At 64.6% G+C, this 23,783-nt stretch carries 21 protein-coding genes and 1 tRNA gene; 12 read left to right on the top strand and 10 right to left on the bottom strand.

Annotated features, from left to right (window positions below; all coding sequences use genetic code 11):
* Positions 1 to 30 precede the first annotated feature (30 nt).
* The gene (locus J1C49_RS20435; protein WP_227447691.1) at positions 31 to 444 is read right to left on the bottom strand and encodes a cytochrome c family protein; all 414 of its coding nucleotides are present in this window, start codon (positions 442 to 444) and stop codon (positions 31 to 33) included.
* Between the two features lie 172 nt (positions 445 to 616).
* On the opposite strand from J1C49_RS20435, the gene J1C49_RS20430 reads away from it, so the two are divergent.
* Both J1C49_RS20430 and J1C49_RS20425 read left to right on the top strand, forming a co-directional pair.
* Positions 617 to 1,591 carry an ABC transporter substrate-binding protein gene (locus tag J1C49_RS20430; RefSeq protein ID WP_370639442.1) on the top strand — a complete coding sequence of 325 codons (975 nt, stop codon included), beginning with the start codon at positions 617 to 619 and terminating at the stop codon, positions 1,589 to 1,591.
* A 16-nt stretch (positions 1,592 to 1,607) separates the two neighbouring features.
* On the top strand, positions 1,608 to 2,261 hold the full coding sequence (locus J1C49_RS20425; RefSeq protein WP_227447690.1) for an ABC transporter ATP-binding protein: 654 nt from the start codon (positions 1,608 to 1,610) through the stop codon (positions 2,259 to 2,261).
* A gap of 337 nt (positions 2,262 to 2,598) precedes the next feature.
* Here the strand turns inward: J1C49_RS20425 and J1C49_RS20420 are convergent, their stop codons facing one another.
* From J1C49_RS20420 to J1C49_RS20400, 5 genes are all read right to left on the bottom strand, one after another.
* A complete protein-coding gene (locus J1C49_RS20420; RefSeq protein ID WP_227447689.1) occupies positions 2,599 to 3,396 on the bottom strand; it encodes an ABC transporter permease in 798 nt (265 codons plus the stop codon).
* Positions 3,393 to 4,106 (bottom strand): ABC transporter ATP-binding protein, encoded by a 714-nt coding sequence (locus J1C49_RS20415; RefSeq protein WP_227447688.1) that lies wholly within the window; start codon positions 4,104 to 4,106, stop codon positions 3,393 to 3,395. Before J1C49_RS20415 ends, J1C49_RS20420 begins: the two co-directional genes overlap by 4 nt.
* 85 nt (positions 4,107 to 4,191) lie before the next feature.
* Positions 4,192 to 4,659 carry a hypothetical protein gene (locus J1C49_RS20410; RefSeq protein WP_227447687.1) on the bottom strand — a complete coding sequence of 156 codons (468 nt, stop codon included), beginning with the start codon at positions 4,657 to 4,659 and terminating at the stop codon, positions 4,192 to 4,194.
* A 50-nt stretch (positions 4,660 to 4,709) separates the two neighbouring features.
* Positions 4,710 to 5,690, bottom strand: coding sequence for a YVTN family beta-propeller repeat protein (locus tag J1C49_RS20405; protein ID WP_227447686.1), 981 nt, complete (start codon positions 5,688 to 5,690; stop codon positions 4,710 to 4,712).
* A gap of 102 nt (positions 5,691 to 5,792) precedes the next feature.
* Positions 5,793 to 6,974 (bottom strand): ABC transporter substrate-binding protein, encoded by a 1,182-nt coding sequence (locus J1C49_RS20400; RefSeq protein ID WP_227447685.1) that lies wholly within the window; start codon positions 6,972 to 6,974, stop codon positions 5,793 to 5,795.
* Between the two features lie 181 nt (positions 6,975 to 7,155).
* Here J1C49_RS20400 and pedF point away from each other — a divergent pair, with 181 nt between their 5' ends.
* The 6 genes from pedF to J1C49_RS20370 all read left to right on the top strand — a co-directional run bounded on the left by pedF (position 7,156) and on the right by J1C49_RS20370 (position 13,505).
* The gene (gene pedF, locus J1C49_RS20395; RefSeq protein WP_227447684.1) at positions 7,156 to 7,875 is read left to right on the top strand and encodes a cytochrome c-550 PedF; all 720 of its coding nucleotides are present in this window, start codon (positions 7,156 to 7,158) and stop codon (positions 7,873 to 7,875) included.
* Between the two features lie 4 nt (positions 7,876 to 7,879).
* The gene (locus tag J1C49_RS20390; protein ID WP_227447683.1) at positions 7,880 to 8,800 is read left to right on the top strand and encodes an ABC transporter substrate-binding protein; all 921 of its coding nucleotides are present in this window, start codon (positions 7,880 to 7,882) and stop codon (positions 8,798 to 8,800) included.
* Positions 8,801 to 8,887: 87 nt separating this feature from the next.
* Positions 8,888 to 9,412: a CoxG family protein gene (locus J1C49_RS20385; protein WP_227447682.1), complete on the top strand. Its 525-nt coding sequence runs from the start codon at positions 8,888 to 8,890 to the stop codon at positions 9,410 to 9,412.
* A gap of 201 nt (positions 9,413 to 9,613) precedes the next feature.
* Entirely contained in the window at positions 9,614 to 10,099 is a 486-nt protein-coding gene (locus J1C49_RS20380) for a (2Fe-2S)-binding protein (protein WP_227447681.1), read from the top strand.
* A gap of 112 nt (positions 10,100 to 10,211) precedes the next feature.
* Complete coding sequence (locus tag J1C49_RS20375; RefSeq protein WP_227447680.1) at positions 10,212 to 12,581, top strand: xanthine dehydrogenase family protein molybdopterin-binding subunit; 2,370 nt, start codon at positions 10,212 to 10,214, stop codon at positions 12,579 to 12,581.
* Between the two features lie 132 nt (positions 12,582 to 12,713).
* Positions 12,714 to 13,505, top strand: a complete 792-nt coding sequence (locus J1C49_RS20370) for a xanthine dehydrogenase family protein subunit M (protein WP_227447679.1) — start codon at positions 12,714 to 12,716, stop codon at positions 13,503 to 13,505.
* Positions 13,506 to 13,703: 198 nt separating this feature from the next.
* Here the strand turns inward: J1C49_RS20370 and J1C49_RS20365 are convergent, their stop codons facing one another.
* Entirely contained in the window at positions 13,704 to 14,582 is an 879-nt protein-coding gene (locus J1C49_RS20365; RefSeq protein ID WP_227447678.1) for an FAD:protein FMN transferase, read from the bottom strand.
* Positions 14,579 to 16,708: a 4Fe-4S binding protein gene (locus J1C49_RS20360; protein ID WP_227447677.1), complete on the bottom strand. Its 2,130-nt coding sequence runs from the start codon at positions 16,706 to 16,708 to the stop codon at positions 14,579 to 14,581. The genes J1C49_RS20365 and J1C49_RS20360 overlap by 4 nt, the downstream gene beginning before the upstream one ends.
* 177 nt (positions 16,709 to 16,885) lie before the next feature.
* Between J1C49_RS20360 and J1C49_RS20355 the strand changes: the two genes are divergently transcribed.
* Positions 16,886 to 17,638, top strand: coding sequence for an ABC transporter permease (locus J1C49_RS20355; protein WP_227447676.1), 753 nt, complete (start codon positions 16,886 to 16,888; stop codon positions 17,636 to 17,638).
* A gap of 201 nt (positions 17,639 to 17,839) precedes the next feature.
* Here J1C49_RS20355 and J1C49_RS20350 read toward each other — a convergent pair whose 3' ends face one another.
* Together J1C49_RS20350 and J1C49_RS20345 are read right to left on the bottom strand one after the other, a co-directional pair.
* Positions 17,840 to 19,759 carry a PIG-L family deacetylase gene (locus J1C49_RS20350; protein WP_227447675.1) on the bottom strand — a complete coding sequence of 640 codons (1,920 nt, stop codon included), beginning with the start codon at positions 19,757 to 19,759 and terminating at the stop codon, positions 17,840 to 17,842.
* Between the two features lie 530 nt (positions 19,760 to 20,289).
* A tRNA-Ile gene (locus J1C49_RS20345) sits at positions 20,290 to 20,366 on the bottom strand.
* A gap of 278 nt (positions 20,367 to 20,644) precedes the next feature.
* Here J1C49_RS20345 and purM point away from each other — a divergent pair.
* The 3 genes from purM (at position 20,645) to rnd (ending at position 23,541) form a co-directional block, all read left to right on the top strand.
* Positions 20,645 to 21,706, top strand: coding sequence for a phosphoribosylformylglycinamidine cyclo-ligase (purM, locus tag J1C49_RS20340; protein WP_227447674.1), 1,062 nt, complete (start codon positions 20,645 to 20,647; stop codon positions 21,704 to 21,706).
* Positions 21,703 to 22,293 (top strand): phosphoribosylglycinamide formyltransferase, encoded by a 591-nt coding sequence (gene purN / locus J1C49_RS20335; protein WP_227447673.1) that lies wholly within the window; start codon positions 21,703 to 21,705, stop codon positions 22,291 to 22,293. Before purM ends, purN begins: the two co-directional genes overlap by 4 nt.
* A gap of 90 nt (positions 22,294 to 22,383) precedes the next feature.
* A complete protein-coding gene (gene rnd, locus J1C49_RS20330; protein WP_227447692.1) occupies positions 22,384 to 23,541 on the top strand; it encodes a ribonuclease D in 1,158 nt (385 codons plus the stop codon).
* Positions 23,542 to 23,783 lie beyond the last annotated feature (242 nt).

Here is a 23,783-nt window from a genome sequence, read left to right as displayed (position 1 = left end):
GCGGGTCGGATCACCCGCGGCGCGGGCCGATCAATCGGAGATGGCCTTGTTGGCGTCGATATCCGAAATCGAATTGAGATAGGCGAGGATGAAATCCTGCACCGTGCGGTCCTCGATGCCGACATGGCGCATCTTGGTGCCGGGCATGAAGCCCGCATTGTCTTCCATCCACGCCCGCAACGCGGCCGGCGTCCAGACAATGCCCGAGGCCTCAAGGGCAATCGAATAGTCGTAGTCCTCATAGGACCCGGCCGCGCGATACAAGATGTTGTCGAGCGGTGGACCGTAGGAGGCGTGATCGGCATCGACCGCATGGCACCGGCGGCACTCGGCTTCGAAAAGCGTGGCACCTGCGGTGACCTTGACCTCCTCGAACGTGTCGGCAAAGGCGGGCAGGGCCGGGATCAGGGTGGTTGCGATGACAGCGGCGGATAGGCGTAGCATGGCAGGTTCCTTCTTCGATGGACGGCTTGGATGGCCGAACCCTGCGCCCGGTGGCGGCGCACCGGTATGATCCAAATCAATGGAATGGCGCACAGGCCCTGTCCATTGGTCGTATTTCGGGGCGGTTCGGCGCTGCTAGGGTGGAGGCAACCAGCGATTTGGGAGGAAATCGATGACTTTTATGACAGCCTTGCGCGCCGCAACAGCGGCGCTTGTTGCGTCGGCCACGGTCGCGCTTGCCGACACCCCCGTGCTTCGAGCCGCCGTGCTCGAATTCGGCACGGTCAACTGGGAACTCGATGTGATCCGTCACAACGGCTTCGATGCCGCCAACGGGTTCACGCTCGAGGTTCAGGGCATGGCCGGAGGCTCGGCCGCGAAGGTTGCGTTCCAGGGAGGCGAAGCGGATGTCATCGTCTCCGACTGGCTCTGGGTGGCGCGTCAGCGCGCGGCGGGCAAGGACTATGTCTTCATCCCCTACAGCCGCGCGGTCGGTGCGGTCATGGTGCCGGGAAGTTCCACGGCTGAGAGCCTTGCGGATCTCAAGGGCGGCAAGATCGGGATTGCCGGTGGTCCGCTCGATAAATCCTGGCTGATCCTGCAGGCCTATGCCCAGAAGATGTACGGGATGGATCTCGCCGCCGAGACCGAGCAGGTCTATGGCGCGCCGCCGCTGATCTTCAAAACCGCGCTTCAGGGCGAGCTCGATGGGGCGATCAATTTCTGGCATTTCCTGGCGAAGATGGATGCCGGTGGCATGCGCCCGCTTGTCACCGTCGAAACCGCGGCCGCCGCGCTGGGGCTGGACCCGCAGACCCCATTGCTTGGCTATGTCATCCGCGGCGAGGATCTGCGCACGCGGCCGGAGCTGGTGCACGGACTTGCAGCCGCCTCGCGCGCGGCAAAGGATCTGCTTGCCACAGATGAGGCCGAATGGGACCGTCTGCGCCCGCGCATGAAGGTCGCCAACGATGCGCAGTTCGACGCGCTCAAGGCCGGCTTCCGGGCGGGAATCCCGGCGCCGGGCCCGGTGGATGAGGCGGCGGCGGCCAAGATGCTCTCGCTGATGTCTGATCTGGGCGGCGCGGAGCTTGTCGGCGATGCGACCGAACTGCCGGCAGGCGTGTTCGTTCAGCCCGGCTCCTGAGGCACGGGGCGCGCGGATGACCCGTCTTCGCTTGGCCCATGACCGGGACAATCCCGAGGCAACGCGGGAGGCGCGCGACGTGGTCGCGCGCGTTTCGCTATCCGGCCTCTCCTTGGGCGGCCGGGCGATCCTCGGCCCGCTGTCCTTTGCGCTTCACCGCGGCGAGACGGTTGCCCTGACCGGCCCGTCCGGTATTGGCAAAACGAGCCTGCTGCGTATCCTGGCCGGGCTCGAGACGCGGCAAGACGGCACTGTGGAGCGACCCGCGCGCATCGCGATGGTTTTTCAGGAACCAACGCTGATGCCCTGGCGCACCCTGCGGGCCAACCTGACGATTCCTTTGGGGATCACGGCCATGGCCGCCGAAGAAGCGCTCGACAGCGTCGGGCTTGGCGGGCGCGGCGATGACTTTCCGCGCCGCCTGAGCCTCGGGCAACAGCGGCGCATGTCCCTTGCGCGGGCCTTCGCGGCGCGGCCGAGCCTGCTGTTGATGGACGAGCCCTTCGTTTCGCTGGATGCGACCCTCGCCGAAGAGATGATGCGGCTCTTCGAGGTGCTGCGGGACCGTCAGCCGGTGACCACCTTGCTTGTGACCCATTCCATGGACGAGGCGCGACGGCTTGCAACGCGCTTTCTTCAGCTCGAAGGCGCGCCCGCCCGCTTGCGGTGAGCGGATCGGACCGCGATCGCGCGGACCGACTGGGGGCAGGCGGAGAGCGGCGCGGCGGCGCATCGTCCGGAGCGCCACTTAAGGCGCGCGGATCGACCACTATGCGCACCAAAGCAGCGCCGCCGCCCCGACGCCCTGGCCAATGCCGGGCGCACCCGTCTCACAAATCCGGCATCGCCTTGGTCAACCCGTTGCGACGGGCGCGCTCCGCAAAGCGTGCAATTGTCTTGGCAAGATCCGGAGGTGCGCCATGGCAATCACGCGATGAGATCGACCGGTGGATGGATCAGGGGTGCGCGCCTGACCGGACGCGGCCCTGCGTCGCGGATGGATCTGGTCAGCCTTTGAGCTTGCCGCGCAGCATGCCGCGCCCCGGATCGTAGCCCCACAATGCCAGCGTACCGAAGACAAGCAAGGAAAGGCCGGTCCACAAGAGCGCATGGGGTTCGAGCCGCAGGTAGAGCGCGAAACGGATCAGTTCCACCGCATGCGTGAACGGGTTCAGCGCGCAGATATCGTGCAGCAGTTCCGAGGATTCCGCCATTTTCCACAGCGGGTAGAGCGCGGAGCTGAGAAAGAACATCGGAAAGATCACGAAATTCATCACACCGGCGAAGTTCTCCAGCTGTTTGATGAAACTGGACAACATGAGGCCGAGAGCCCCAAGCATCAGCCCGGACATCACCAGCGCGGGCAGGGCGGCGAGATAGCCCAGCGGGGGCAGGGTGATGTCAAAGAGCCACGCAATGAACAAGAAGGCATAGCATTGCAGGACGCCAATGAACGTTGCACCGCAAAGCTTTGAAAACAGGAGAAATCCACGGTGCAGGGGGGCGGTCAGAAGGAGCCGCATGGAGCCCGTTTCGCGATCATAGACAAGACTTAGCGCGCTTTGCATCCCGTTGAAGAGCAGGATCATGCCGCACAGACCGGGAACGATATAGGTCTCGTAGGTGATGTAGGTCTGGTAGGGCGGCGTGATTGCAAGACCGAGCGCCGCGCGAAACCCGGCCGCAAAGACAAGCAGCCAGACAAGCGGCCGCACCAGCGCGGCCAGGAAACGCTCGCGCTGATGCACGAAGCGCAGCGCCTCACGCCAGACAATGGCGCGAAAGGCAATGAGATAGGGCGTCATGCCGGCATTCCGGTGCGTGCAAGAAACCAGTCCGAGAGCGTCTCATCCCCGCGCAAGGCGCCGGTGAGTCCGGTCTCGATCACCCGCCCGCGATGCAGAAGGATGAGGGGATCCGTATCGCGCACTTCGTCGGTCAGATGGGTCGCCCAGAGCACGGTCAATCCGGATGCAGACAGGCTGTGCACGTGATCGGTGATGGATTGCCGGGCGCTGGCATCCAACCCCACCGTCGGCTCGTCGAGCAACAAGACGGACGGGTGATGGATCAGGGCCCGGGCGATTTCCGTCCGGCGCCGGTGACCGCCATTCAGAGTGCGGGCCTTCTCCGCGGCGCGGTCGCGCATGGCAAGCCGGTCCAGCGCTTCTTCGATGCGCTTGCCCGCTTCGCGACCGCCGAGCCCGTGCAACGCTGCAAAATAGCGCAGGTTCTGCATCACCGTCAGATCGAGATCCAGCGTGGTCTGCTGAAACACGACCCCCATCTGGCCAAGCGCGTCCCGTGGCTTGAGACGCAGATCGACACCGCCCACGGTGATCTGACCGTCCCGGGTCTCGAACAGGCGCGTCATCAGCGCAAAAAGCGTGGATTTCCCGGCACCGTTGGGCCCGAGCAAGGCGGTGAATGCGCCGGGAAACACCTCGAAAGACACCGCATCCAGCGCTTTCTTGGCCCCGTAGGCATAAGACAGGGTGTCGACTCTCAAGGCCATGCGCACCGCGTGTTTCTTTGGGCTTCAAATATCCCGGGGAGCGCGAGGGGCTGGCCCCTCGCCCCGTCATGCGACATTGGCCGCGTCATTCGATGGTGATGTCGAGCCGCTGCGTTTCTCCGGTCGAGCCGGGGATCTTGAGGTAATAGCGGCCCGGTTTGATCGCAAGGAACCCGATTTCCATCTCGCCCGCCTCGTCAAACTCGACGCTGTCGAGACCAAGCGGGCGGATTTCCAGCCCTTCAACCACGATCTCGTCAATCCAGATCGCCCGGAAAAATTCCGGCCCCACCAGCGCCAGCTCCTGGCTGCCATCGCCCTGGATTTCGAATTCGTAATAGGTGCCGGATTTCAGCACCCAGGGCGCGCTGGTGAGCGGGACACCGGCGGAAAGCTGGATCGGTTCAAGATCCTCCTTGTTCGACGCGGAGAGGATGCCGGCCAGCCCAAAGCCCCGATCATCCTCGTCATCATCGGCCCAGAGGGCCGTGGACGGGACAAGAACAGCGGCGAGGGCCAGCGAAAGCAGCGTGCGCGGTGGGCGGGGTATCATGTCGATTCCTTTCAAAAGGCGTTCGGATCGATGGCTCGGACAAGCCGGCGTCAGTTGGTCGGGCGGAAAGCGGCGCCCCAGGGGAAGCGGCCGACCTTGATGGATTTCAGAGCCTTGCGGTCTGCCACGTCGATCACCGTGACGTCACCGGAGACGCCGTTGGTCGTGAAGAGAAGACTGCGGACACGGTTGAAATCCATGTGCCAGACGCGACGGCCGACGAGGATATAGTCCTCGACCGCGTAGGTTTCGGCATTCACCACCGCCACATGGTTGGAGGGTCCGAGTGCGACGAAGGCATGGGTGTCGCCGGTGGTGAACTCGAAGCCGACGGGTTGCACGCGGTCAGGATGCATGTTGCGCAACTCGAAGGAAATCTTGGCTTTTTCGGTCTGGGTGGCGACATCGAACACGGTGATCGTGCCGCCGATTTCGGAACTGACCCAGAGCTCTGTGCCGTCCTTGACGAATTCGGCGTGACGCGGGCGGCTGTCGACCAGCGTATTGGCAAACAGCTTCTGGGTCTCGGTATCGATCCAATGCGCCATGTTGGTGGTTTCCGACGTGGTGATCGCGATCTTGCCGTCCGGCGAGACCGCCATGCCCTCCGGCTCGATGCCGACATCGATCTGTGCCACCACTGTCCGGGAAACCGTGTCGACCACGGTGGTGATCGCGTCATCCTCATTGGCGATGTAGAGATGGCGATTGTCGGGATGCAGGACAAATTGCTCAGGGTCCTCGCCCGAGGGCAGATCGTGCAGGATTTCTCCGGTTTCGGGGTCCATCACCTGCACCGCATCGCTGTCGGAGGCGCAGATATAGACCACGGAATAGTCCTTGGAGAAGGTGATGCCGCGCGGGCGTTCACCGGTCGGGATCGTGCGAATGACCTCGAGGGAGTTGATGTCGATCACCGAGATCGTGTCATCCTTTTCATTGGTGACCCAGATTTCATCCGCGGCGGCCTGAGTCACGGCCAATGGCGTGGCTGCGAGCAGCAAAGCGGTGAGGATCGGCGAGAGTCTCATGGCGTCGGTCCTTTTGTTGGTTCGGCCGGGGGCTGTCTGCCCCCGGACCCCCGAGGATATTTTCGGCCCAAAGAAACAGCGGGCCGCGTCTGTCGGGTGGGTTCAGTTTTCGAATGCCGTGCAGCGGCTTTCCGGCGCGTCCTTGCCGAGCGTGTCGAGCTCGGTTTCGGGATGCAGAAAGCCTTCGAGCGGGGCGGACGCGACCAGGGCGCCGCGATGGGTGAGCGGGATGGGCTGTCGCAACTGGCCATTCCAGCCGCGGAACGTGAGGGGGCGGCCCTTGAACCCGGCGAGTTCAAAATCGGGACCAAGCATGTAGGCGCGCAGGGCAGCAGCCTCCGGGCTGCCGGTTCGGGTGAGCGCCTCGCCGATTGCCCGGATCGCGGCCCAGGCGGCATAGTCGCGGTCCTGCATCGCGCGGTTGGACTGGTCTTCGAAGCGGCTTTGCAGCTGGGCGGCACCCCAGGCTTCCACCACCCGGTCCCAGACCTTGGGTGTCAGGCCTTCGGACCCCGCGACCGGGCGCGGACGCCATGTGTTGTAGGGGATGTAGCGGGCAAAGTCATTGGCGGCATCCGCGATGAGGAGCGCGTCGTAATCGCCCAGGTCCTGGGTGAAGAGCGGCACTTCGCGCGACGCGTTCCGGCGCATGTCGGCGTCGAAGGCCCAGGTCTTGCGCGCGCCGATGGACAGGCCGAACTTGGTGGCGGATTCCGCATAGGCCTGTGCCAACGCGATGTCGGGCTCGGCGCTGCCGACGATCATCGCGAGGGATGTCCAGCGCCGCGTGACGAAGAACTGCATCAGGGCGTCGCTCAGCATGGCACGCGAGGGCAGGATGTGCAGCACATTGGCGCGGCAGTCGGCATCGCGCAGGCGTGGCTCCGGTGCGCCCACGTTGAACAGGAGCGCGGCGGCGGCATCGGGCCGGTCAGCGGCGGCGAGAAGCCGGTCGGCGCGCGCATCGAGGATCAGCAGATCGGTCGCGGCCAATGCCGCCGTGAGAGCCGCATCGAAATCACCCTCGGGCGGCACCCGGACAACCTCGAGCGTCCAGCTCTGCCCCAGGAAGCGGCCGGTGGTTTCGTTATCCGCAAGGCCGAGCTGCACGCCGGCGATGCCGAGGTCCTCGGGGACCGGATCAAGGTTGGAAAGCGTCGGCGGCGCGGTCACCTCCTGCTTGAGGTAATGCACCGTGATGTCGGCGGCATGCACCGGGCCGGGACCCAGCGTCGCAAGCGCCGCCGCGGCAAGACACGCCAAAGCCGAGCATGCGCGTAACATGTCCATGAGACCTCCCTTTTGGGGCACGGTATCCGGTGGGTGGGGCGGCTCAATACGACCATTGTCGCAGGCTCGGCGCGCAGGTCGCGCCACGAAGGTCTAATGGTGCTGCGCTGCGGCGGCGGCGTATCAAGGTGCCAGACATCGAACAGTGACCGTACAAGCCGTGGGAGGACACGACATGGCACGACCGACAGATCTCTTTCAGCGCAAGGCCCCCCGTTTTCTCGCCGGCATTCTGGCGCTCGGCGCCTCGGCCACGATGGCTCTGGCCCATGGTGACGTGGCCCCGCAGGCCGTCGATACGGCGGGCCTGCCAGCGGTTGGCGACGAGTGGCTGACCGAGAACCCCTATCGTGTCGACGCGGTCGGAGAGCAGGTCTGGGCCAAGGCGCTGGAGATCGGCGCATCTGGCTACAACCAGAACTGCGCGCGCTGCCACGGGCTCGAAGCGATTTCCGGCGGGCTGGCACCCGATCTGCGCTTCCTCGAAGCGGAGGAATATGGCGACGAATGGTACGTGGAACGCTTCCGCTACGGATATACCCAGAACGGGATCACCAAGATGCCCGAATTCGGGGATCTTCTCGGGCAGGAAGCCGCCTGGGCCATCCGAACCTATATCGAGACACGCCCCGATGACGGCTCGATGGAAGAGGTGTCGGATGAGCTCAAGGGCATCCGGGACATGCTCGTGGGATACGCGGACGATCCCAGCGGCGCCGATCCCGATGCGCTCAAGGCGCGGCTGACCGAGATTGCCGACGGCATCGAGACGCTGTCCGGTGCGCCGCGCGCGGACAGCGCGGCCAGCCGGGCCGCACAGTTGATCGACGGGACCGAGGCCTCTTATGCGCGGGCCGCGGAAGCCTTGACGATTGGATTGTCAGCGGCACACTAGCGCCATGACAGCCTTGACGTCTTTCTGGATCGCGGGTGCGTTGGCGGTGGCGGCTCTGGTCGCCGCGCCGCAGGCAGCCCGTGCGAGTGATCCCTGTGCGGATCACATCCCGCAAGCCAAGCCGCAGAACGCCAGTCGCGATATCGTGGGCCAGGATATCGACACGATCATGGAGCGTGGCTTTCTGACCGTGGCGCTTTACGAGGATTACCCGCCCTATTCCTGGGAAGAGGGCGGCGATGCGAAGGGTGTGGATGCCGATATCGCCCGTCTGATCGCGGAGTATATCGGGGTCGAGCCGCGCTTTCGCTTTGTTGCGGCTGGCGAAAACCTCGAGGCCGATCTGCGCAACAATATCTGGAGAGGTCCGCTGATCGGCGGGTCGGTTCAGAACGTGATGATGCGGGTGCCTTACGATTCGGCCTTCAAGTGCCGGGTCGAGCAGGTTGTCTTTCCGGGTCAGTACCACCAGGAAAGCCTTGCCATAGCCTATCGCGTTGCGGACTATCCCGATGGCGGTCCGGTCCCGGCCTATTTCCGATTCGATACCGTTGCGGTGGAGAACGATTCCATCGTGGATTTCTACCTGACTAGCTTTGGCGGCGGGCAGACCGCCGCCGGTGTGCGGCGCTTTCCCACGATGGCGGACGCGATGGCGGCGCTTGCGGCCGGGGAGACCATGGCTGCGATGGGGCCGCTGGCGCAGCTGGAGTATCATGCGCGCGGCAATGACGCGATCGCCGTGCATCAGCCGCCGCTGCCGGGCTTTGCCAAATCGCGCTGGACGCTCGGCACAGCGGTGCATTTCGCCTATCGTCCGCTGTCCTATACGGTGGGCGATGCGGTGTTCGAGGGGCTGTCCAACGGGCGGATCGAGGAGATTTTTGCGCGGTATGGCCTGACCCATGTGCCGCCCGAATGGTGAGTCGCAGATGGCGGGTCTAAGCCATTGGTCTAATATGCCCAAAGGGCGGAGCGCGCCTAGGCTGGCGCACAAGAGGAGAGATATCCCATGCATATGAGCGATTCCCGTCAAATCGACGCGCCGCAGGACGTGGTCTGGGCCGCCATTCTCGATCCCGAGGTTCTCAAGGCCTGTGTGCCGGGTTGCACCGAGATGTCAGGGAGCCCGGAAGAGGGGTTCGAGGCCACTGTCGTGCAAAAGGTCGGACCGGTGAAAGCAACCTTCAAGGGCAAGGTGGTTCTCGAGAACATGGATGCGCCGAACAGCGTGACGCTGACCGGCGAGGGCAAGGGCGGCGCGGCCGGTTTTGCCAAGGGCGGCGCGGATGTGACGCTCAAGCCCGGTGCGGATGGTGGCACGGAGCTGCATTACGAGGTGGAAGCCAAGGTCGGCGGCAAGCTGGCCCAGCTCGGCTCGCGCATCATCGACGGCTTTGCCAAGAAAATGGCCGACCAGTTCTTCAGCAATTTCCAGCAGGCTGTCGAAGGCCCGGCGGACCCGGACGCGGCGGCAGCCGAGGATGCGGAACCGACGGAGAAGAAGAAGGGCTGGCTGAAGCGGATCGTGTCCTGAACCAACCACGGCGTCGTTGGGTCCGGGACCGCCCGGGGCCTCGGCGTCGGCGCGCGGCGGGGCGCATGAGATCCGAAAGACCGCGAGATGCAGGCGCCGCTGGCGCGCCACCCCTTTGAGCCCGGCCGGGTGCCGGGACACCACAAACAGACCCGGTTCGCGCCGGGGAAGCGATTGAAGAGAATTCCAGGGAGGAGACCAATGGCAGAAGTAACGATGACGGTGAACGGGAAATCCGTCACCAAATCGGTCAAGGGCAACACGCTGATGACCGATTTTCTGCGCGAGGAGTTGCGGTTGACGGGCACCCATGTGGGGTGTGACACGAGCCAGTGCGGGGCCTGCGTGATCCATGTGAACGGCGAAGCCGTGAAGGCTTGCACCATGTTTGCGGGCGAAGCGGACGGCGCCGAGGTCAAGACGATCGAAGGCATGGCCAATGCGGACGGGTCGCTCGGCGTGATCCAGCAGGCCTTCCAGGACCATCACGGGCTTCAGTGCGGATTCTGCACGCCGGGCATGGTGATGTCGGCGGCGGCGCTGCTGAAGGAGAACCCCAAGCCCACGGAGGCCGAGGTGCGGGATTATCTCGAGGGCAATATCTGCCGCTGCACGGGCTATCACAACATCGTCAAGGCGATCATGGCGGCGTCCGGTCAGGACGTGGCAGCCGTGGCGGCCGAGTAACCAACAGACACAGGCGCCGGGGGGCCAGCCCCCCGGACCCCCCGGGATATTTGATGCCCAAAGAAACGGGGGTTCGGGTGTAGGTGGCCGCGGCGCGACAAGGGAGAGAGACATGCCCAAGGATCATGGCATTGGCGCATCGACGAAGCGGCGTGAGGACGTCCGCTTTCTGACGGGTGCGGGAAATTATACCGACGACATCAACGTCCACGGACAGGCTTACGTGCATTTCCTGCGGTCGGACGTGGCGCATGGCAGGTTGAGCAAGATCGACACATCGGCTGCCGAGGGCATGCCGGGCGTGGTGCGCATTTTCACCGGTGCGGATTTTGAAGGTGTGGGCGGTTTGCCCTGCGGCTGGCAGGTGACCGACAAGCATGGCGAGCCGATGCAGGAACCGGCGCATCCGGTTCTGGCGCAGGGCAAGGTGCGCCATGTGGGTGAGCCGATTGCCGCCGTTGTGGCCGACAGCCTCGAAGAGGCGCGCAACGCCGCAGAGGCGATCGTGGTGGATATCGACGAGCTTCCGGCCGTTGTCGACATGAAGGCCGCCGTCGCCGAAGGCGCCCCCAAGGTGCATGACGATCTGACGTCGAACCTGTGCTATGACTGGCAGTTCGGCACCGACACAGAGACCGTCGATGCGGCCTTTGCCAGCGCCGCCCATGTGACCACGCTGGAGCTTGTGAATCAGCGCATGGTCGCCAACCCGATGGAACCGCGCGTTGCGGTCGGGGATTACGCGCGCCACAGCGACGAGAGCACGCTCTACACCACCTCGCAGAACCCGCATGTGATCCGCCTTCTGATGGGAGCGTTCGTGCTGGGCATCCCCGAGCACAAGCTCAAGGTCATTGCCCCGGATGTGGGCGGCGGCTTTGGTACGAAGATCTTCCACTACGCGGAAGAGGCCTTCTGCACCTTTGCAGCCAAGGCCTGCAACCGCCCGGTGAAGTGGACCTCGACCCGGTCGGAGGCCTTTGTCTCCGACGCGCATGGGCGCGATCACGTCACCAAGATCGAGCTGGCGCTGGATGCGGAGAACAACTTCACCGCGGTGCGCACCGATACCTATGCGAATATGGGGGCGTATCTGTCGACCTTTGCGCCCTCCGTGCCCACATGGCTTCACGGCACATTGATGGCGGGCAACTACCGCACGCCGAACGTTCAGGTGAACGTCAAGGCGGTCTTTACCTCGACCGTTCCGGTGGACGCCTATCGCGGCGCGGGCCGTCCCGAAGCGACCTTCCAGCTGGAGCGCGTGATCGACAAGGCCGCACGCGAGCTTGGTGTCGATCCGATCAAGCTGCGCCGGCAGAACTTCGTCACGGAGTTCCCCTACGCCACGCCTGTGGCGGTCGAGTATGACACCGGCGACTACGTGGCGACGATGGACAAGATGGAAGAGCTCATCGACATCGCCGGCTTCCCCGCCCGACGGGCCGAGTCCGAAGCCAAGGGCAAGCTGCGCGGTCTGGGCGTGAACTGCTTTATCGAGGCCTGCGGCATCGCACCGTCCAACCTCGTGGGACAGCTCGGGGCGCGCGCGGGTCTTTACGACGCCGCCACCGTGCGGGTGAACGCCACCGGCTCGATCTCGGTGATGGTTGGCGCGCACAGCCACGGGCAGGGCCATGAGACGGCCTTCCCGCAGGTTGTGGCCGAAATGCTCGGCATCGATGAGAACATGATCGACATCGTGCATGGCGACACGTCGAAGATCCCGTTCGGGATGGGCACCTATGGCTCGCGGTCGCTTGCGGTCTGTGGGTCGGCCATGGTCCGGGCAACCGAGAAGATCATCAACAAGGCCAAGAAGATCGCCGGCCATCTGCTCGAAGCCTCCGAGGCGGATATCGAGCTCAAGGACGGTCAGTTCACCGTGGCGGGCACCGACAAATCCGTTGCCTGGGGAGATGTGACGCTGGCGGCCTACGTGCCGCACAACTATCCGCTTGAGGATATCGAACCGGGTCTCGAGGAGACCGCGTTCTACGATCCGGCGAACTTCACCTATCCGGCCGGTGCCTATGCCTGCGAGGTGGAGGTCGATCCGGAAACCGGGGCGGTCAGCATCGAGCGCTTCGTGTCGGCGGATGATTTCGGCAATGTCGTCAACCCGATGATCGTCGAAGGCCAGGTGCATGGCGGGATCGCGCAGGGCATCGGGCAGGCGCTGTTGGAAAACTGTGCCTACGATGAAAACGGCCAGTTGCTGAGCGCGTCCTACATGGATTACGCGATGCCGCGCGCCGACGATCTGCCACATATGGAGCACTACAAGGTGGACCATTCCTGTCAGACCCCCTGCACGCACAACCCGCTAGGGGTCAAGGGCTGTGGTGAGGCCGGTGCGATCGGCTCGCCGCCCACGGTGATCAACGCGGTGATCGATGCGCTGCATTCCGGCGGCCACAAGGTCGGGCATCTGGACATGCCCGCAACGCCGGCGCGCGTCTGGGCGGCGATGAACAGCTGAGGTCCATGAAGCCGGGTCCGCCTGTCGGGCCCGGCCGAGAACGCCGGGGGCGCTGCCCCCGGACCCCCGGAGTATTTCCGGACAGAAGAAACCGGGGCCGGGCCCCGAGACTGTCCAAGGGAGGAAAAAACGATGTATTCATTTGAAATGGCACGACCCACCAGCGTGGCGGATGCTGTCTCCGCGCTCGCTCAGGACGAAGCGCAGGCACTTGGCGGCGGTCAGACCCTGATCCCGACGCTCAAGCAGCGGTTGGCGAGCCCCTCGGTTCTGGTGAGCCTCACCGGGATTGCCGAAATCAAGGGCGTTTGCATGACCGATGACGGGCAGGTAGCGATCGGTGGCGGGACCACCCACGCCACGGTGGCCGCCGAGGCGGGCGGATCCTATCCGGCGCTTGCGTCGCTGGCGGCGCATATCGGCGATCCCGCGGTGCGCAACCGGGGCACCATCGGCGGCAGCCTTGCCAATAACGACCCGTCAGCCTGTTACCCGGCGGCGGCGCTCGGGTCTGGCGCGACGATTGTCACCAATGCGCGCGAGATCGCGGCGGACGATTATTTCCAGGGGATGTTTACCACGGCTCTCGACGAGGGTGAGATCATCACGGAGGTGCGGTTCCCGGTTCCCGAAAAGGCGGCCTATATCAAGTTCGAGCAGCCGGCATCGCGCTTTGCGCTGGTTGGTGTCTTTGTCGCGAAATACGCCGATGGTGTTCGGGTTGCGGTCACCGGGGCGTCCGAAGAAGGGGTCTATCGCTGGTCCGAAGCGGAAGCGGCGCTGTCGTCGAACTTCTCGCCGGATGCGATCAAGGATCTGAGTGTCTCCGGTGACGGGATGATTTCCGATCTGCACGGGACCGGCGATTATCGGGCGCATCTGGTTGGCGTGATGACGCGGCGCGCAGTGGCAGCCGCGTCCTGATCGGCGCCTCGACGCGGAAGGGCTTTGAGCCCTTCGGCGTTTTGCAAAAGCAGTGGCCTCCTTGCCCTTAGGGGCGGGAGGCTTTTTCATGGGCTGAGCGGACGGGGACGCGCCGATCGGGGTGGCTGTGCGGGTCTTTGAACGGGGCCGCGCCCGCGTGGCGACCGGATGCGGTGTTTGACCGGATCGCAGGGCCGCTCAGAGCGTGCTCAGGCGCCCGTCATGATCCACGACCAGCACCCGGCGCAGCCCGGCCTCTGCCTTGAGGCGGATCAGCGCGGCGCGCGGCATGAAAACCGCCGCCGTCGACAGGGCGTCCGCCAGCGTGGCCGTGGGCGCCTCGATGCTGACCGTCGACCACAGCGGGGCAGACCCGGTCGGTGACAGGATATGGGACCCGTAGCCCAATCGCATGGCGCCCGGGCTCGATGTGGCGATGGCGCTGTCGGCCAAGGTGACGTGGCCCAGATGGCCTTGCGCCGGATCGTCGATACCCAGACGGAACGGGCCGCCAAGGGCCGCATGTTCCCCGATCTGGATCAGGGCCCTGGTGAACCCGGCAGAGGCGAGCTGCGCCCGGATCATGTCGGTGGCGAAGCCCTGCGCGATGCCGTTGAGCGTCAGAGCCTGCCCGTCATCCAGCACGACACCGGCCGCGCCGAAGCGCAGCCTCTCCCAACCGATCAGGCGCCGCGCGGCCTTCACGTCGCCGCCAAGAGCCTGGGCCGACCAAAGCGGCTGCACCGTCGGATCGAAGAGCCCGCCGGTTTGCGCGTGGGCGCGCCCGGCGGCACGCAACAGCGACAGGAAAGCCGGATCCGGTGCAGGGAGCGCCCCGGCGGCGTTGAGGCGCGAAAGGGCCGAGCCGCTGTCATAGAGCGAAAAGAGCGCTTCGATACGCCTGAGCGCCGCCGGAATGGCCACCAAGGCCGCGGCTGTCTCCTCGCGCGGACCTGCGAGGGTGACCGAGACATCCGCGCCAAGCGCGCGGCCCTGCCAGCTGTCGGCCCGGGCAAGCTGGGGGGCGCAGGCGAAAGCCGCGCTCAAGTGCAGGAAGCGGCGGCGGGTCAGGCTCATGCGGGCAACCCTTGCTGGTTCGGGTGGCCGGTGCGGCGGGGCTTCGCACCCCGCGTGCTCTGGCGGTTCTTGAGGATCAGCGGCACGCATTGGGTGTCGTCATCGTGGATCGTCACACAATCGAGGCACTGGAAACACTCGTCATACTGCACGGCCCCGGATTTCGAAATGGCGCCGTAGTTGCATTTGACCGCGCAAAGCTGGCACGGCGCACCACATTCCAGCCGGCGCGGGATCCAGCGGCGCAGCCGCAGCGCACCACCAATGGCCATGACCGCGCCCAGCGGGCACAGATACCGGCAGAACCCCTTGAAAACCATCGTGCCCAGCACCAGCCAAAGCGCGGCATAGGCGACGTAATACCATTCGCGCACGAACAGCGTGGTGATGGCGGTCTTGAAGGGTTCAATCTCGGCGGCCTTGTCCATGTGGGACGGCGCAAAGACGGTAACGCCCACAAGCCCCGCGAGCGCCACGTATTTCAGCCATTTCAGCCGCTGATCCCAGAGCCGCGAAGGCTCGATCCGGGGCAGACGCAACAGCCGTCCGATGTGGTGGGCGAACTCCTGCAACGCGCCGAAGGGACAGAGCCACCCGCAAAAGAGCCCGCGCCCCCAGAGCACAAAGCCGAGGATCGCCGCGGCCCAGATCAGCAGCGAAAACGGATCATAGAGCAGGAAGGCATAAGACCCGCCCGCGATCGCGGTCTGAAGCCCCGCCAGAGGGGTGACGATGGAAAGCTGCCCCTGTCCCCACCATCCGAGAAACCCGACCACGATTGCGAGCACGCCGAGCCGCAGCGGTGTGAAGACGCGGCTCCCGGCGAGGCGCGATTGCGCCACAAGCAGGACCGGCAACAGCACGGCCAGAAAACCACCCAGCGCCACGAGGTCGCCTTGCCGGTTGCGGATCGCTTCTTCGAACGGGGACAGCCGCTCGATTTGGTCCGGGCGGGTAAAGAAGCGCGCATCGGTCTGATGCTCCGTCGCCAAGGAGACCGAGCCGATTTCCGGCTGGAACATGCCATGTTCGCGCACCGCCTTGGCCGAGATCGTCCAGGGCGCCGCAGGATCGAAGCCCAGCCGCCGGTCCGTGCGCAGGATCATTGCGACCCCGTCATGCAGGGCGTCCGGCGCGTCGTCATGCAGTTCGACAAACAGGTCGGCGTCCCGCAGGGCGATGGGGAAGCCGTTCTGCTCTGCCGCGATCCAGTCCGGCGCGGTGTTGCGAATGAAGTCCGGCGAGACGAGGCCGTGCCGCGCGGTTTCGACCAGCAGGATCGGCTCATCGAAGGTCGAAATCTCCATGAACGCGTCCAGTTCCTCGAGTGTGTCCTCGCTGAGGATCGCCCGCGCGATGGAGCGCGGTCCGAGATCGGCTATCCAGAGGTCCAGATAAGGCTCGTCGGGATAATCGAGCGCCTCGGGGTCGTCATCGTCCCACACGGTGTCCGCGAACTTCGCCTGGACCTCGCCATTGGTGACCGTGAAGCGTTGCAACAGGCCCTCGCTCAGCAGATCGTCGAAACTCAGCGCCTCGTCCACCTCCGGGTTGGGATACGCGGGCGGACCGGCGGCAACGCCGCCCATCTTTTCACGGGCCACCTGCAACGCGGCCGCAAGGATGGTTTCATGCGCGATGCGCACCGAGGCGGTGGCCTTTGTGACCCCATCGAGATAGACCAGCCCGCTGCCGTCGCCGCCGCCACCATAGGGGGTGCCAACAACCATGGAATCCGAGATCGACAGACCCTCGTATTGTTCGAAAAAGGCATGGAACGGCGCTTCGCCGAGCCCGGAGACAAATATAGGCTCGTTATGCGTCAGCAGCTGGACATCGATGAATCGCCCTTCGAGATCCAGCACCACCAGAACGTTGATCGGGGCGCCGGAAAAGCCGGGCAGGGCCGCCATGGGCTCGGTCTGGAACACGTAGCCCGCATGCGCCCCGCCGGAATTGAGCAGCTCGTAAACCCCGTCTTCGGAGATCTGTTCTCCAAGTGACATGGGCGCAAAGACATGTTCAGAGAGCGTTTCGGGATCGATGATCTCGCCCCGAACCACAAGCGCTGAAAGCAGCCAGAAAAGCGTGACCAGCGGGGCCGCGATGCGAAACGGATCCTTCATGCGCAGCAGAGTATGCAGGCCCGCGGGCTTGCGGAATGCGACCATGGTGGGGGGCGAGAAAGCGCGCTAGCGCTGCTTCCCTATCCTTGTGTGTCACCTGCAGGGAAGGTCGATTCGAACGCGCGGCAGAGGCGCCTGTCAACGGCGCAGAAGCGTGGCACGAGGGAGGAACGGCAAATGGAGAAGTCACCGGCGCTCGTGACATGGACCTCGTTGGCGGGGTTTGTTCTGTTCTGGACGGTTGCCGCTTGGATCAGCGCGGATCCCTCTGTGCTGCCCGGTCCGATGGCGGTGGCCGATGTGATCGCGCGCGAGGCCGCATCCGGGAAGCTCTGGACCCATGTTTCGGCCACCCTGTGGCGGGTGATTGCCGCCTTCATGCTGGCCATGACGGTGGGATGTTGCCTCGGGATCCTGCTGGGTCTTATGCCGCGCGTGAATCGCTGGCTCGATCCTTGGGTGACCGTCTTTCTCAACCTGCCGGCGCTTGTCATCATCGTGCTGTGCTATCTCTGGATCGGCCTCAACGAGGTGGCCGCGATTGTCGCGGTGGCGCTGAACAAGACCGCGATGGTCACGGTGACGGTGCGTGAAGGGGTGCGCACCCTCGACCGGGGCGTGGGAGAGATGGCGCGTGTCTACCGCATGAGCGCGCTGTCGCGGCTGCGTCACGTGATCTGGCCCCAACTCGGCCCGTTTGTGGCAACGGCCACGCGCAACGGGCTGGCGGTGATCTGGAAAATCGTGCTGGTGGTGGAATTCCTCGGCCGCTCGAACGGAGTCGGGTTTCAGATCCATCTCTATTTTCAGCTGTTCGACATCGCCACGGTGCTGGCCTATGCGCTCACCTTCACCGCCGTGATGCTGGCGATCGAATATCTTTTGGTTCAGCGCTGGGAGCGCGCGACCAACGCATGGCGTTTGGCCTGATCCTGCGCTGCGCGATCTGCGCGGTCTTGCCTGAGCTTTGACGCCTGCACGGCTGAGGCCGGAGCCCGCGTGGCAGCCGCGTTCTCCTGACGCTCGAAGGCGGGGCAGGGCGCCGCCGCGTTTCCGGCGTGTCAGATCGGGCTTGCGAGACGCCGCACACTGCGTGTCTTGCCAGTCGGACCGGTCTGCAAAACCTGCAGCTCAAAGAGCCAGTTCCGCCTCCTCGGCCTGTATGTCCGCGTCCTCGGCTTCCGCAAACAATGCGGCGCTCATTTCCGGTGGCATGGACAGAGCCGCCATCAGCGACGTTTCCGGCGCAGCGCCACCGGCGCCCCCGGTCAAGAGCGTAAAGCTCTCGTCGGGCAGGGTCTCGTAGCGGATCTCCTCGCGGACATCTTCACCGCCGTCGAGCGGTGTGGCCACACGGGTGATCTCATAGATGTGGTTTTCGTCGCGATCCCAGGCGTCGTCATAGGTCGGGGTGAACCAGTCCTTTGTCGCAATCTCCCCGGTGTCGCCGTCGATCTCGAAAAGCAGTTCATCGGGGCCTTCGAGACTGTAGCTGAAGCTGCCGGAGGGCAGGGGCGGTGGCGGTGTGGGGTCCACGGGATCAACCGGGTCGACAGGATCAACCGGGTCGACAGGATCAACAGGGTCAACCGGATCAATCGGGGTATCGTCGCCCGAAACCAGCGTCAGCACGCCCTCGGCGGTCGTATCGTATCGCAGCGCCTCGCTCACCGGCGGGCCACCCTCTGCCGGGGTTGCGATCCGCGTCAGCTCGTAGATGTAATCCTCGTTCTGGTCCCACGCATCGTCCAGCGACGGGCTGAACCAATCCTTGGGCGCAACCGCCCCGGTTGCGGCGTCGATGTCGAAGAGAAACGCGTCCGGTCCACCGAGCGCGAAACTCGCATCCGCCGGAACCGGTGGCGTGACCGGATCATCGGGCGGTGCGGGATCGTCCGTCGGGGCCTCGATGCCGATGGCACCGGCATCCAGCCCTGCAACGGTCTGCCCGGCCGCGATGTCGAACGGGGCCGTGGTCCCGTCTGCGTTGACGTCACTGTCGCCTCCGGTCGCAAAGCGCGCATCCGGTTGTCCCAGCGCCCCGGCCGGCGGTTCGAACCCGACCGCGAATCCCGCGCCGGGGGTGATGTTGTTGAAGGCATAGCCCCCATCGGGGCCGGTCGTGGTCGAGGCAATCTCCAACCCGTCGCGATAAAGCGTGACCCCTGCGCCCTCGATCGCGATGTCGTCATCGTCCAGCATGTCATCGTCAAGCGCGCCGAAATACGTCCCCGTCACGGCACCCGGCGGGGTCCCGACGGTGTATTCATCCGCCACATATTGGCGCGATGTCCAATCGGCGTAGACCGGTTGCAGGCTGCCATCTTCAAGCGTCACCGCACGGTCATAGGCCGCATAGGCTTCCATCACTTCAAGGGAGCGGGCCGCGTCGGCATCGCTGAGATTGGGTTCGAGATTGCGCGACTGATAATTGACATAGCTCGTGACCGTGTATTCCCCGCCCGTGTAGCCTTCGAGCGCCTCGTTGGTGAAAATCGAGGTCTGGATGTGGTCGGTATGCTCGCCGCTGGCAAACGGTCCGTCATCGATCTGGAACCGGAACTGCGACGGGGCGTGCGCCTCCATGATCCCGGTCAGCACATTGACCACATCCTCGCGAGCATAGGTGGCCGACCCGTCCATGGTGTCCACCGCGTCGATGGTGCCGCTTTGCAGCCGCGCCAGCAACTGCGCCTCTTCTTCCGGCATCAGCCCCGCGCCATCGGGCAGCCGCATGAAATAGAGCCGCACGTCGGGATCGCTTTCGAGATAGGAGCTTGCCACGCCAAAGCTGGTGCCGCCGGACTCGAAGGACTGCACCTCATCGACCCAGTCGTCCGAACCGGCCATCAGCGCGTAGGCCGCCTTGATTCCGTCCTCCCGACCTTCCCAATAGTCGCGGCCAAGCCCGGCATCGCCCGCGGTGACAAACACCGTGGTAACAGGCACGCCGTCCTCGATATCGTTGTAGATATCGGGGTTCATGAACAGGATGTCGTCATCCTGATGCGCAACGATGGCGAGCGCGCCGCCTTGAACGATTACCGGCATTTCAAACCCCCTGCGTATTCCCCGTCGGGCGCGCTTTGTGCGCAACCGGCCGGGCCTGCTCCGACCGGGAAAGCGTGTGCCGCAACGTCAATACACGCGGAACGATGACAGAACACGGAAGTCTTTCAACCAATACTTGAAAGACACAGCGTTTCCAAAAAAGCACCAAACTTATGCCACATTTGTCATGATTTGTCTGCATTTCGTGAGTCGGCTAGCGTGCGGCGCGGTATCCTCATTGCGAGTTTCTTCTGTAACGCCCTGATATATGGACGTTTATTCTTCAGACCCCTTAAGAATGGGGCAGGGCGGTTAACCGGTGATTAACGCGCGCGCAGCATCGTCCAAAAACGAAGGGGGATGCTCTGGGGACGGACAGCGCGACGCAGTGACGCTGTTTCGCGATATGCCTCGGATCCTGCCCGAGCCCGGATGACGTGAATGCGGCCGGCCCCACGTCAGCGCGTCGCGCCGGCTGGCAGGATCGGCGCGGCGCATGGCATATCGTACGTGTGACGCTTGGAAACCGCTGGTAGGCCCGGAGGGACTCGAACCCCCAACCAAGGCGTTATGAGCGCCCTGCTCTAACCAATTGAGCTACAGGCCCACCGTGCCAAATTCACTACCACCGCGCTCTGTGACGTCAAGCACAACCATGCCGGGATCATCAAGTTCATCAGGATTTTCGCGACGATCCGGATGCCAAGCAGCGGTGCGAAGCTTCCGGTCTCCGCGCTTCGACCCGGTTCAACGGCATTGCAGGCAGCGCAAACGTGCCTGCGGCTGCATAATCCATTGCCTCGACCGCATGGCTCAGATAACCCGCGCGGAAAAGGGCGCGCCGCGCGCGCTGGACCCAAAACGCGGACCCGAGAGGTGACAGCCATGAGCGACGAGAAATCCGGCCTGACATATGCAAGCGCAGGCGTTGACATCGAAGCCGGCAATGCGCTTGTCGACCGGATCAAACCGGCAGCCGCTGCCACGCAACGGCCGGGTGTCATGGCGGGCCTCGGCGGGTTTGGGGCGCTGTTCGATCTCAAGGGGGCCGGGTTCTCCGATCCGGTGCTTGTCGCCGCAACCGACGGGGTGGGCACAAAGCTGCGGATCGCGATCGATACCGGCCATGTCTCCGGCGTGGGGATCGACCTTGTGGCCATGTGCGTCAATGATCTCGTCTGCCAGGGGGCGGAGCCGCTGTTCTTCCTCGACTACTTTGCAACCGGCAAGCTCGATACGGACACCGCTGCGCGGGTCATCGAAGGGATTGCCGGGGGCTGCGCACAGTCGGGCTGCGCCCTGATCGGGGGAGAGACCGCGGAAATGCCCGGCATGTATCCGGCCGGCGATTTCGACCTGGCAGGCTTCGCCGTCGGCGCGATGGAACGCGGCACCGAACTGCCCCGCGCCGTTGCCGCCGGAGACGTGTTGCTCGGTCTGGGCGCGAACGGCGTCCACTCCAACGGATACAGCCTTGTGCGCCGGATCGTCGAGACATCCGGCATGACATGGGACAGCCCGGTGCCGTGGGAGGCCTCCGACGCGACGCCGCAAACGCTCGGCGGGGCTCTGCTGACGCCGACGCGGCTCTATGTCAAACCGCTGCTCGCCGCGCTGGCCAGCGGCGGCGTGCATGCATTGGCACATATCACCGGCGGTGGCCTGACAGAGAACCTGCCGCGCGTCTTGCCCGACGGGTGTGGCGCGACGATTGACCTCGACGCCTGGACGCTGCCGCCGGTCTTTGGCTGGCTGCAACGCGCAGGGGGGGTGTCCGAAACGGAAATGCTGCGCACCTTCAATTGCGGGATCGGCATGGTCGTGGTCGTCGATCCGTCGCGGGCCGAAGCGCTTGCGCGGTTGCTGATCGAAGCCGGGGAAAGCGTTGTGCCGCTTGGCACCGTCACCGACGGCGCAGGTGTGCAATACGAGGGCGCGCTTGCATGAAACGGGTCGCCATCCTGATTTCGGGCGGCGGTTCCAATATGGTCTCGCTGGTTGACAGCATGGCCGGCACACATCCCGCACGGCCCGTCCTCGTGCTGGCCAACAATGCCGACGCAGGCGGGCTTGCAAAGGCGCAGGCGCGCGGCATTGCCACGGCCGTGGTCGATCACCGCCCGTTTCACGGCGATCGCGCAGCATTCGAAACGGCGCTGCGCGCGGCCATCGACCCGCATGCGCCAGACATCTTGTGTCTGGCCGGGTTCATGCGTGTCCTGACGGAAGGCTTCGTGTCGGCCTATGCCGGGCGGATGCTCAACATTCACCCGTCGCTGCTGCCGAAATATCGCGGCCTGCACACCCATGCCCGCGCTCTCGAGGCGGGCGACACGGAGCATGGCTGCACGGTGCACGAGGTGACCCCGGCGCTGGATGACGGCCCGATCCTCGGACAGGCCCGCGTGGCCATCCGTTCCGACGATACGCCCGACACGCTGGCCGCGCGCGTTCTGGAGCAGGAGCACAGGCTCTATCCGGCGGTGCTCGAGCGCTTCGCCAATGGCGACCGGACGCGGCTTGATCTGGACTGAGCCACACGCGTTCCCATCGACGGAAAACTGTTCTATAGTCGCGGGATGCGCCGCAGGTCCGACGCGAATAACAAGAACGAAATGGCCCTGATGATTACCATTACAACGACCGACGCCCTCGCCGCCTTCTGCGAAAAGGCGCGGGAAGCCGATTACATCACCGTCGATACAGAATTCCTGCGCGAGCGCACCTACTATTCGAAACTCTGCCTGATCCAGCTTGCCTTGCCCGGGAAGGACGAGGACGACGCCGTTCTGGTTGATCCGTTGTCGGACGGGCTGTCGCTGGATCCTCTGATGGAGGTTTTCCGCGACGAGAGCGTGGTCAAGGTGTTCCATGCCGCCCGGCAGGATCTCGAGATCTTCTTCATCGACCATGGCACGATCCCCAAGCCGCTTTTCGACACCCAGGTTGCGGCGATGGTCTGCGGCTTCGGCGAGCAGGTGGGCTACGAGACGCTGGTGAAACGCATCGCCAAGGAGCAGCTCGACAAATCCTCGCGCTTCACGGACTGGTCGCGCAGGCCGCTGACCGATGCGCAGAAGACCTACGCCCTCGCGGACGTCACGCATCTGCGCCAGATCTACGAGTTTCTCGCGCGCAAGCTGGCCGAATCCGGGCGCGCGCGTTGGGTCGCCGAGGAAGTGGCCATTCTGACCGATCCCGAAACCTATATCTCGCGGCCCGCCGAGGCATGGAAACGGGTCAAGACCCGGTCCGCCGCGCCACGGTTTCTTGCCATCGTTCGGGCTCTGGCCGAGTTCCGCGAAAGCTATGCGCAAGAGCGCAACATCCCGCGCAACCGCGTGTTCAAGGACGACGCCCTGGTCGAGCTGGCCTCGACCAAGCCGCAAAACCATGTTGATCTCGGGCGGTCGCGGCTGTTGTTGCGCGAAGCCCGCAAGGGCGCGATTGCCGATGGCATCATCGAGGCCATCAAGACCGGGCTGAACTGTCCCAAATCGGACCTGCCAACCCCGGACCAATCGCGCGAGAAGCTGCAAGTGAACCCGGCGCTGGCGGATCTCTTGCGCGTTTTGCTCAAGGCGCGCACGGAAACCGCGGGCGTGGCGTCCAAGCTGATCGCCTCTTCGGCCGATCTTGACGCGATTGCCGCGGGCATGCGCGATGTGCCGGCGCTGACAGGCTGGCGGCACGAGGTGTTCGGCGCGGACGCGCTGCGGCTCTGCGAAGGCAGGCTTGCGCTCGCGGCCAAGGGCAAGCGCGTCGATGTGATCGAACTCTAGACCGCTGCCGCGCGCGCGAACATGGTCCCGTGACGGCCCTGCGGCCCAAGACGGATCGTTTGCCCGTCTTTGAACGACCGGTGCGCGCTCCAAAGACCCGCGGATTACGTCCCCCGACACCCGTTTCACGAGACGCTCACCCCCTCATAGCAACTGTATTTCTCAGACAGTCTGAGAAGTCCATTTTTGTCCTGACTTGACGAGGGCATTTGCGATTGTGGTGAGTTTTCGAGCGACGGCTG

The organism is Cognatishimia sp. F0-27, from assembly GCF_020667845.1.
Lineage (GTDB): Bacteria > Pseudomonadota > Alphaproteobacteria > Rhodobacterales > Rhodobacteraceae > JAFMPQ01.
This window is presented reverse-complemented; position numbering and strand designations above follow the sequence as displayed.

Bases quoted from the DNA above. Each gene is read 5' to 3' on its own strand.
- J1C49_RS20435 (WP_227447691.1), bottom strand. From the start codon at position 444: ATGCTACGCCTATCCGCCGCTGTCATCGCAACCACCCTGATCCCGGCC.
- J1C49_RS20430 (WP_370639442.1), top strand. From the start codon at position 617: ATGACTTTTATGACAGCCTTGCGCGCCGCAACAGCGGCGCTTGTTGCG.
- J1C49_RS20425 (WP_227447690.1), top strand. From the start codon at position 1,608: ATGACCCGTCTTCGCTTGGCCCATGACCGGGACAATCCCGAGGCAACG.
- J1C49_RS20420 (WP_227447689.1), bottom strand. From the start codon at position 3,396: ATGACGCCCTATCTCATTGCCTTTCGCGCCATTGTCTGGCGTGAGGCG.
- J1C49_RS20415 (WP_227447688.1), bottom strand. From the start codon at position 4,106: ATGGCCTTGAGAGTCGACACCCTGTCTTATGCCTACGGGGCCAAGAAA.
- J1C49_RS20410 (WP_227447687.1), bottom strand. From the start codon at position 4,659: ATGATACCCCGCCCACCGCGCACGCTGCTTTCGCTGGCCCTCGCCGCT.
- J1C49_RS20405 (WP_227447686.1), bottom strand. From the start codon at position 5,690: ATGAGACTCTCGCCGATCCTCACCGCTTTGCTGCTCGCAGCCACGCCA.
- J1C49_RS20400 (WP_227447685.1), bottom strand. From the start codon at position 6,974: ATGTTACGCGCATGCTCGGCTTTGGCGTGTCTTGCCGCGGCGGCGCTT.
- pedF (WP_227447684.1), top strand. From the start codon at position 7,156: ATGGCACGACCGACAGATCTCTTTCAGCGCAAGGCCCCCCGTTTTCTC.
- J1C49_RS20390 (WP_227447683.1), top strand. From the start codon at position 7,880: ATGACAGCCTTGACGTCTTTCTGGATCGCGGGTGCGTTGGCGGTGGCG.
- J1C49_RS20385 (WP_227447682.1), top strand. From the start codon at position 8,888: ATGCATATGAGCGATTCCCGTCAAATCGACGCGCCGCAGGACGTGGTC.
- J1C49_RS20380 (WP_227447681.1), top strand. From the start codon at position 9,614: ATGGCAGAAGTAACGATGACGGTGAACGGGAAATCCGTCACCAAATCG.
- J1C49_RS20375 (WP_227447680.1), top strand. From the start codon at position 10,212: ATGCCCAAGGATCATGGCATTGGCGCATCGACGAAGCGGCGTGAGGAC.
- J1C49_RS20370 (WP_227447679.1), top strand. From the start codon at position 12,714: ATGTATTCATTTGAAATGGCACGACCCACCAGCGTGGCGGATGCTGTC.
- J1C49_RS20365 (WP_227447678.1), bottom strand. From the start codon at position 14,582: ATGAGCCTGACCCGCCGCCGCTTCCTGCACTTGAGCGCGGCTTTCGCC.
- J1C49_RS20360 (WP_227447677.1), bottom strand. From the start codon at position 16,708: ATGAAGGATCCGTTTCGCATCGCGGCCCCGCTGGTCACGCTTTTCTGG.
- J1C49_RS20355 (WP_227447676.1), top strand. From the start codon at position 16,886: ATGGAGAAGTCACCGGCGCTCGTGACATGGACCTCGTTGGCGGGGTTT.
- J1C49_RS20350 (WP_227447675.1), bottom strand. From the start codon at position 19,759: ATGCCGGTAATCGTTCAAGGCGGCGCGCTCGCCATCGTTGCGCATCAG.
- purM (WP_227447674.1), top strand. From the start codon at position 20,645: ATGAGCGACGAGAAATCCGGCCTGACATATGCAAGCGCAGGCGTTGAC.
- purN (WP_227447673.1), top strand. From the start codon at position 21,703: ATGAAACGGGTCGCCATCCTGATTTCGGGCGGCGGTTCCAATATGGTC.
- rnd (WP_227447692.1), top strand. From the start codon at position 22,384: ATGATTACCATTACAACGACCGACGCCCTCGCCGCCTTCTGCGAAAAG.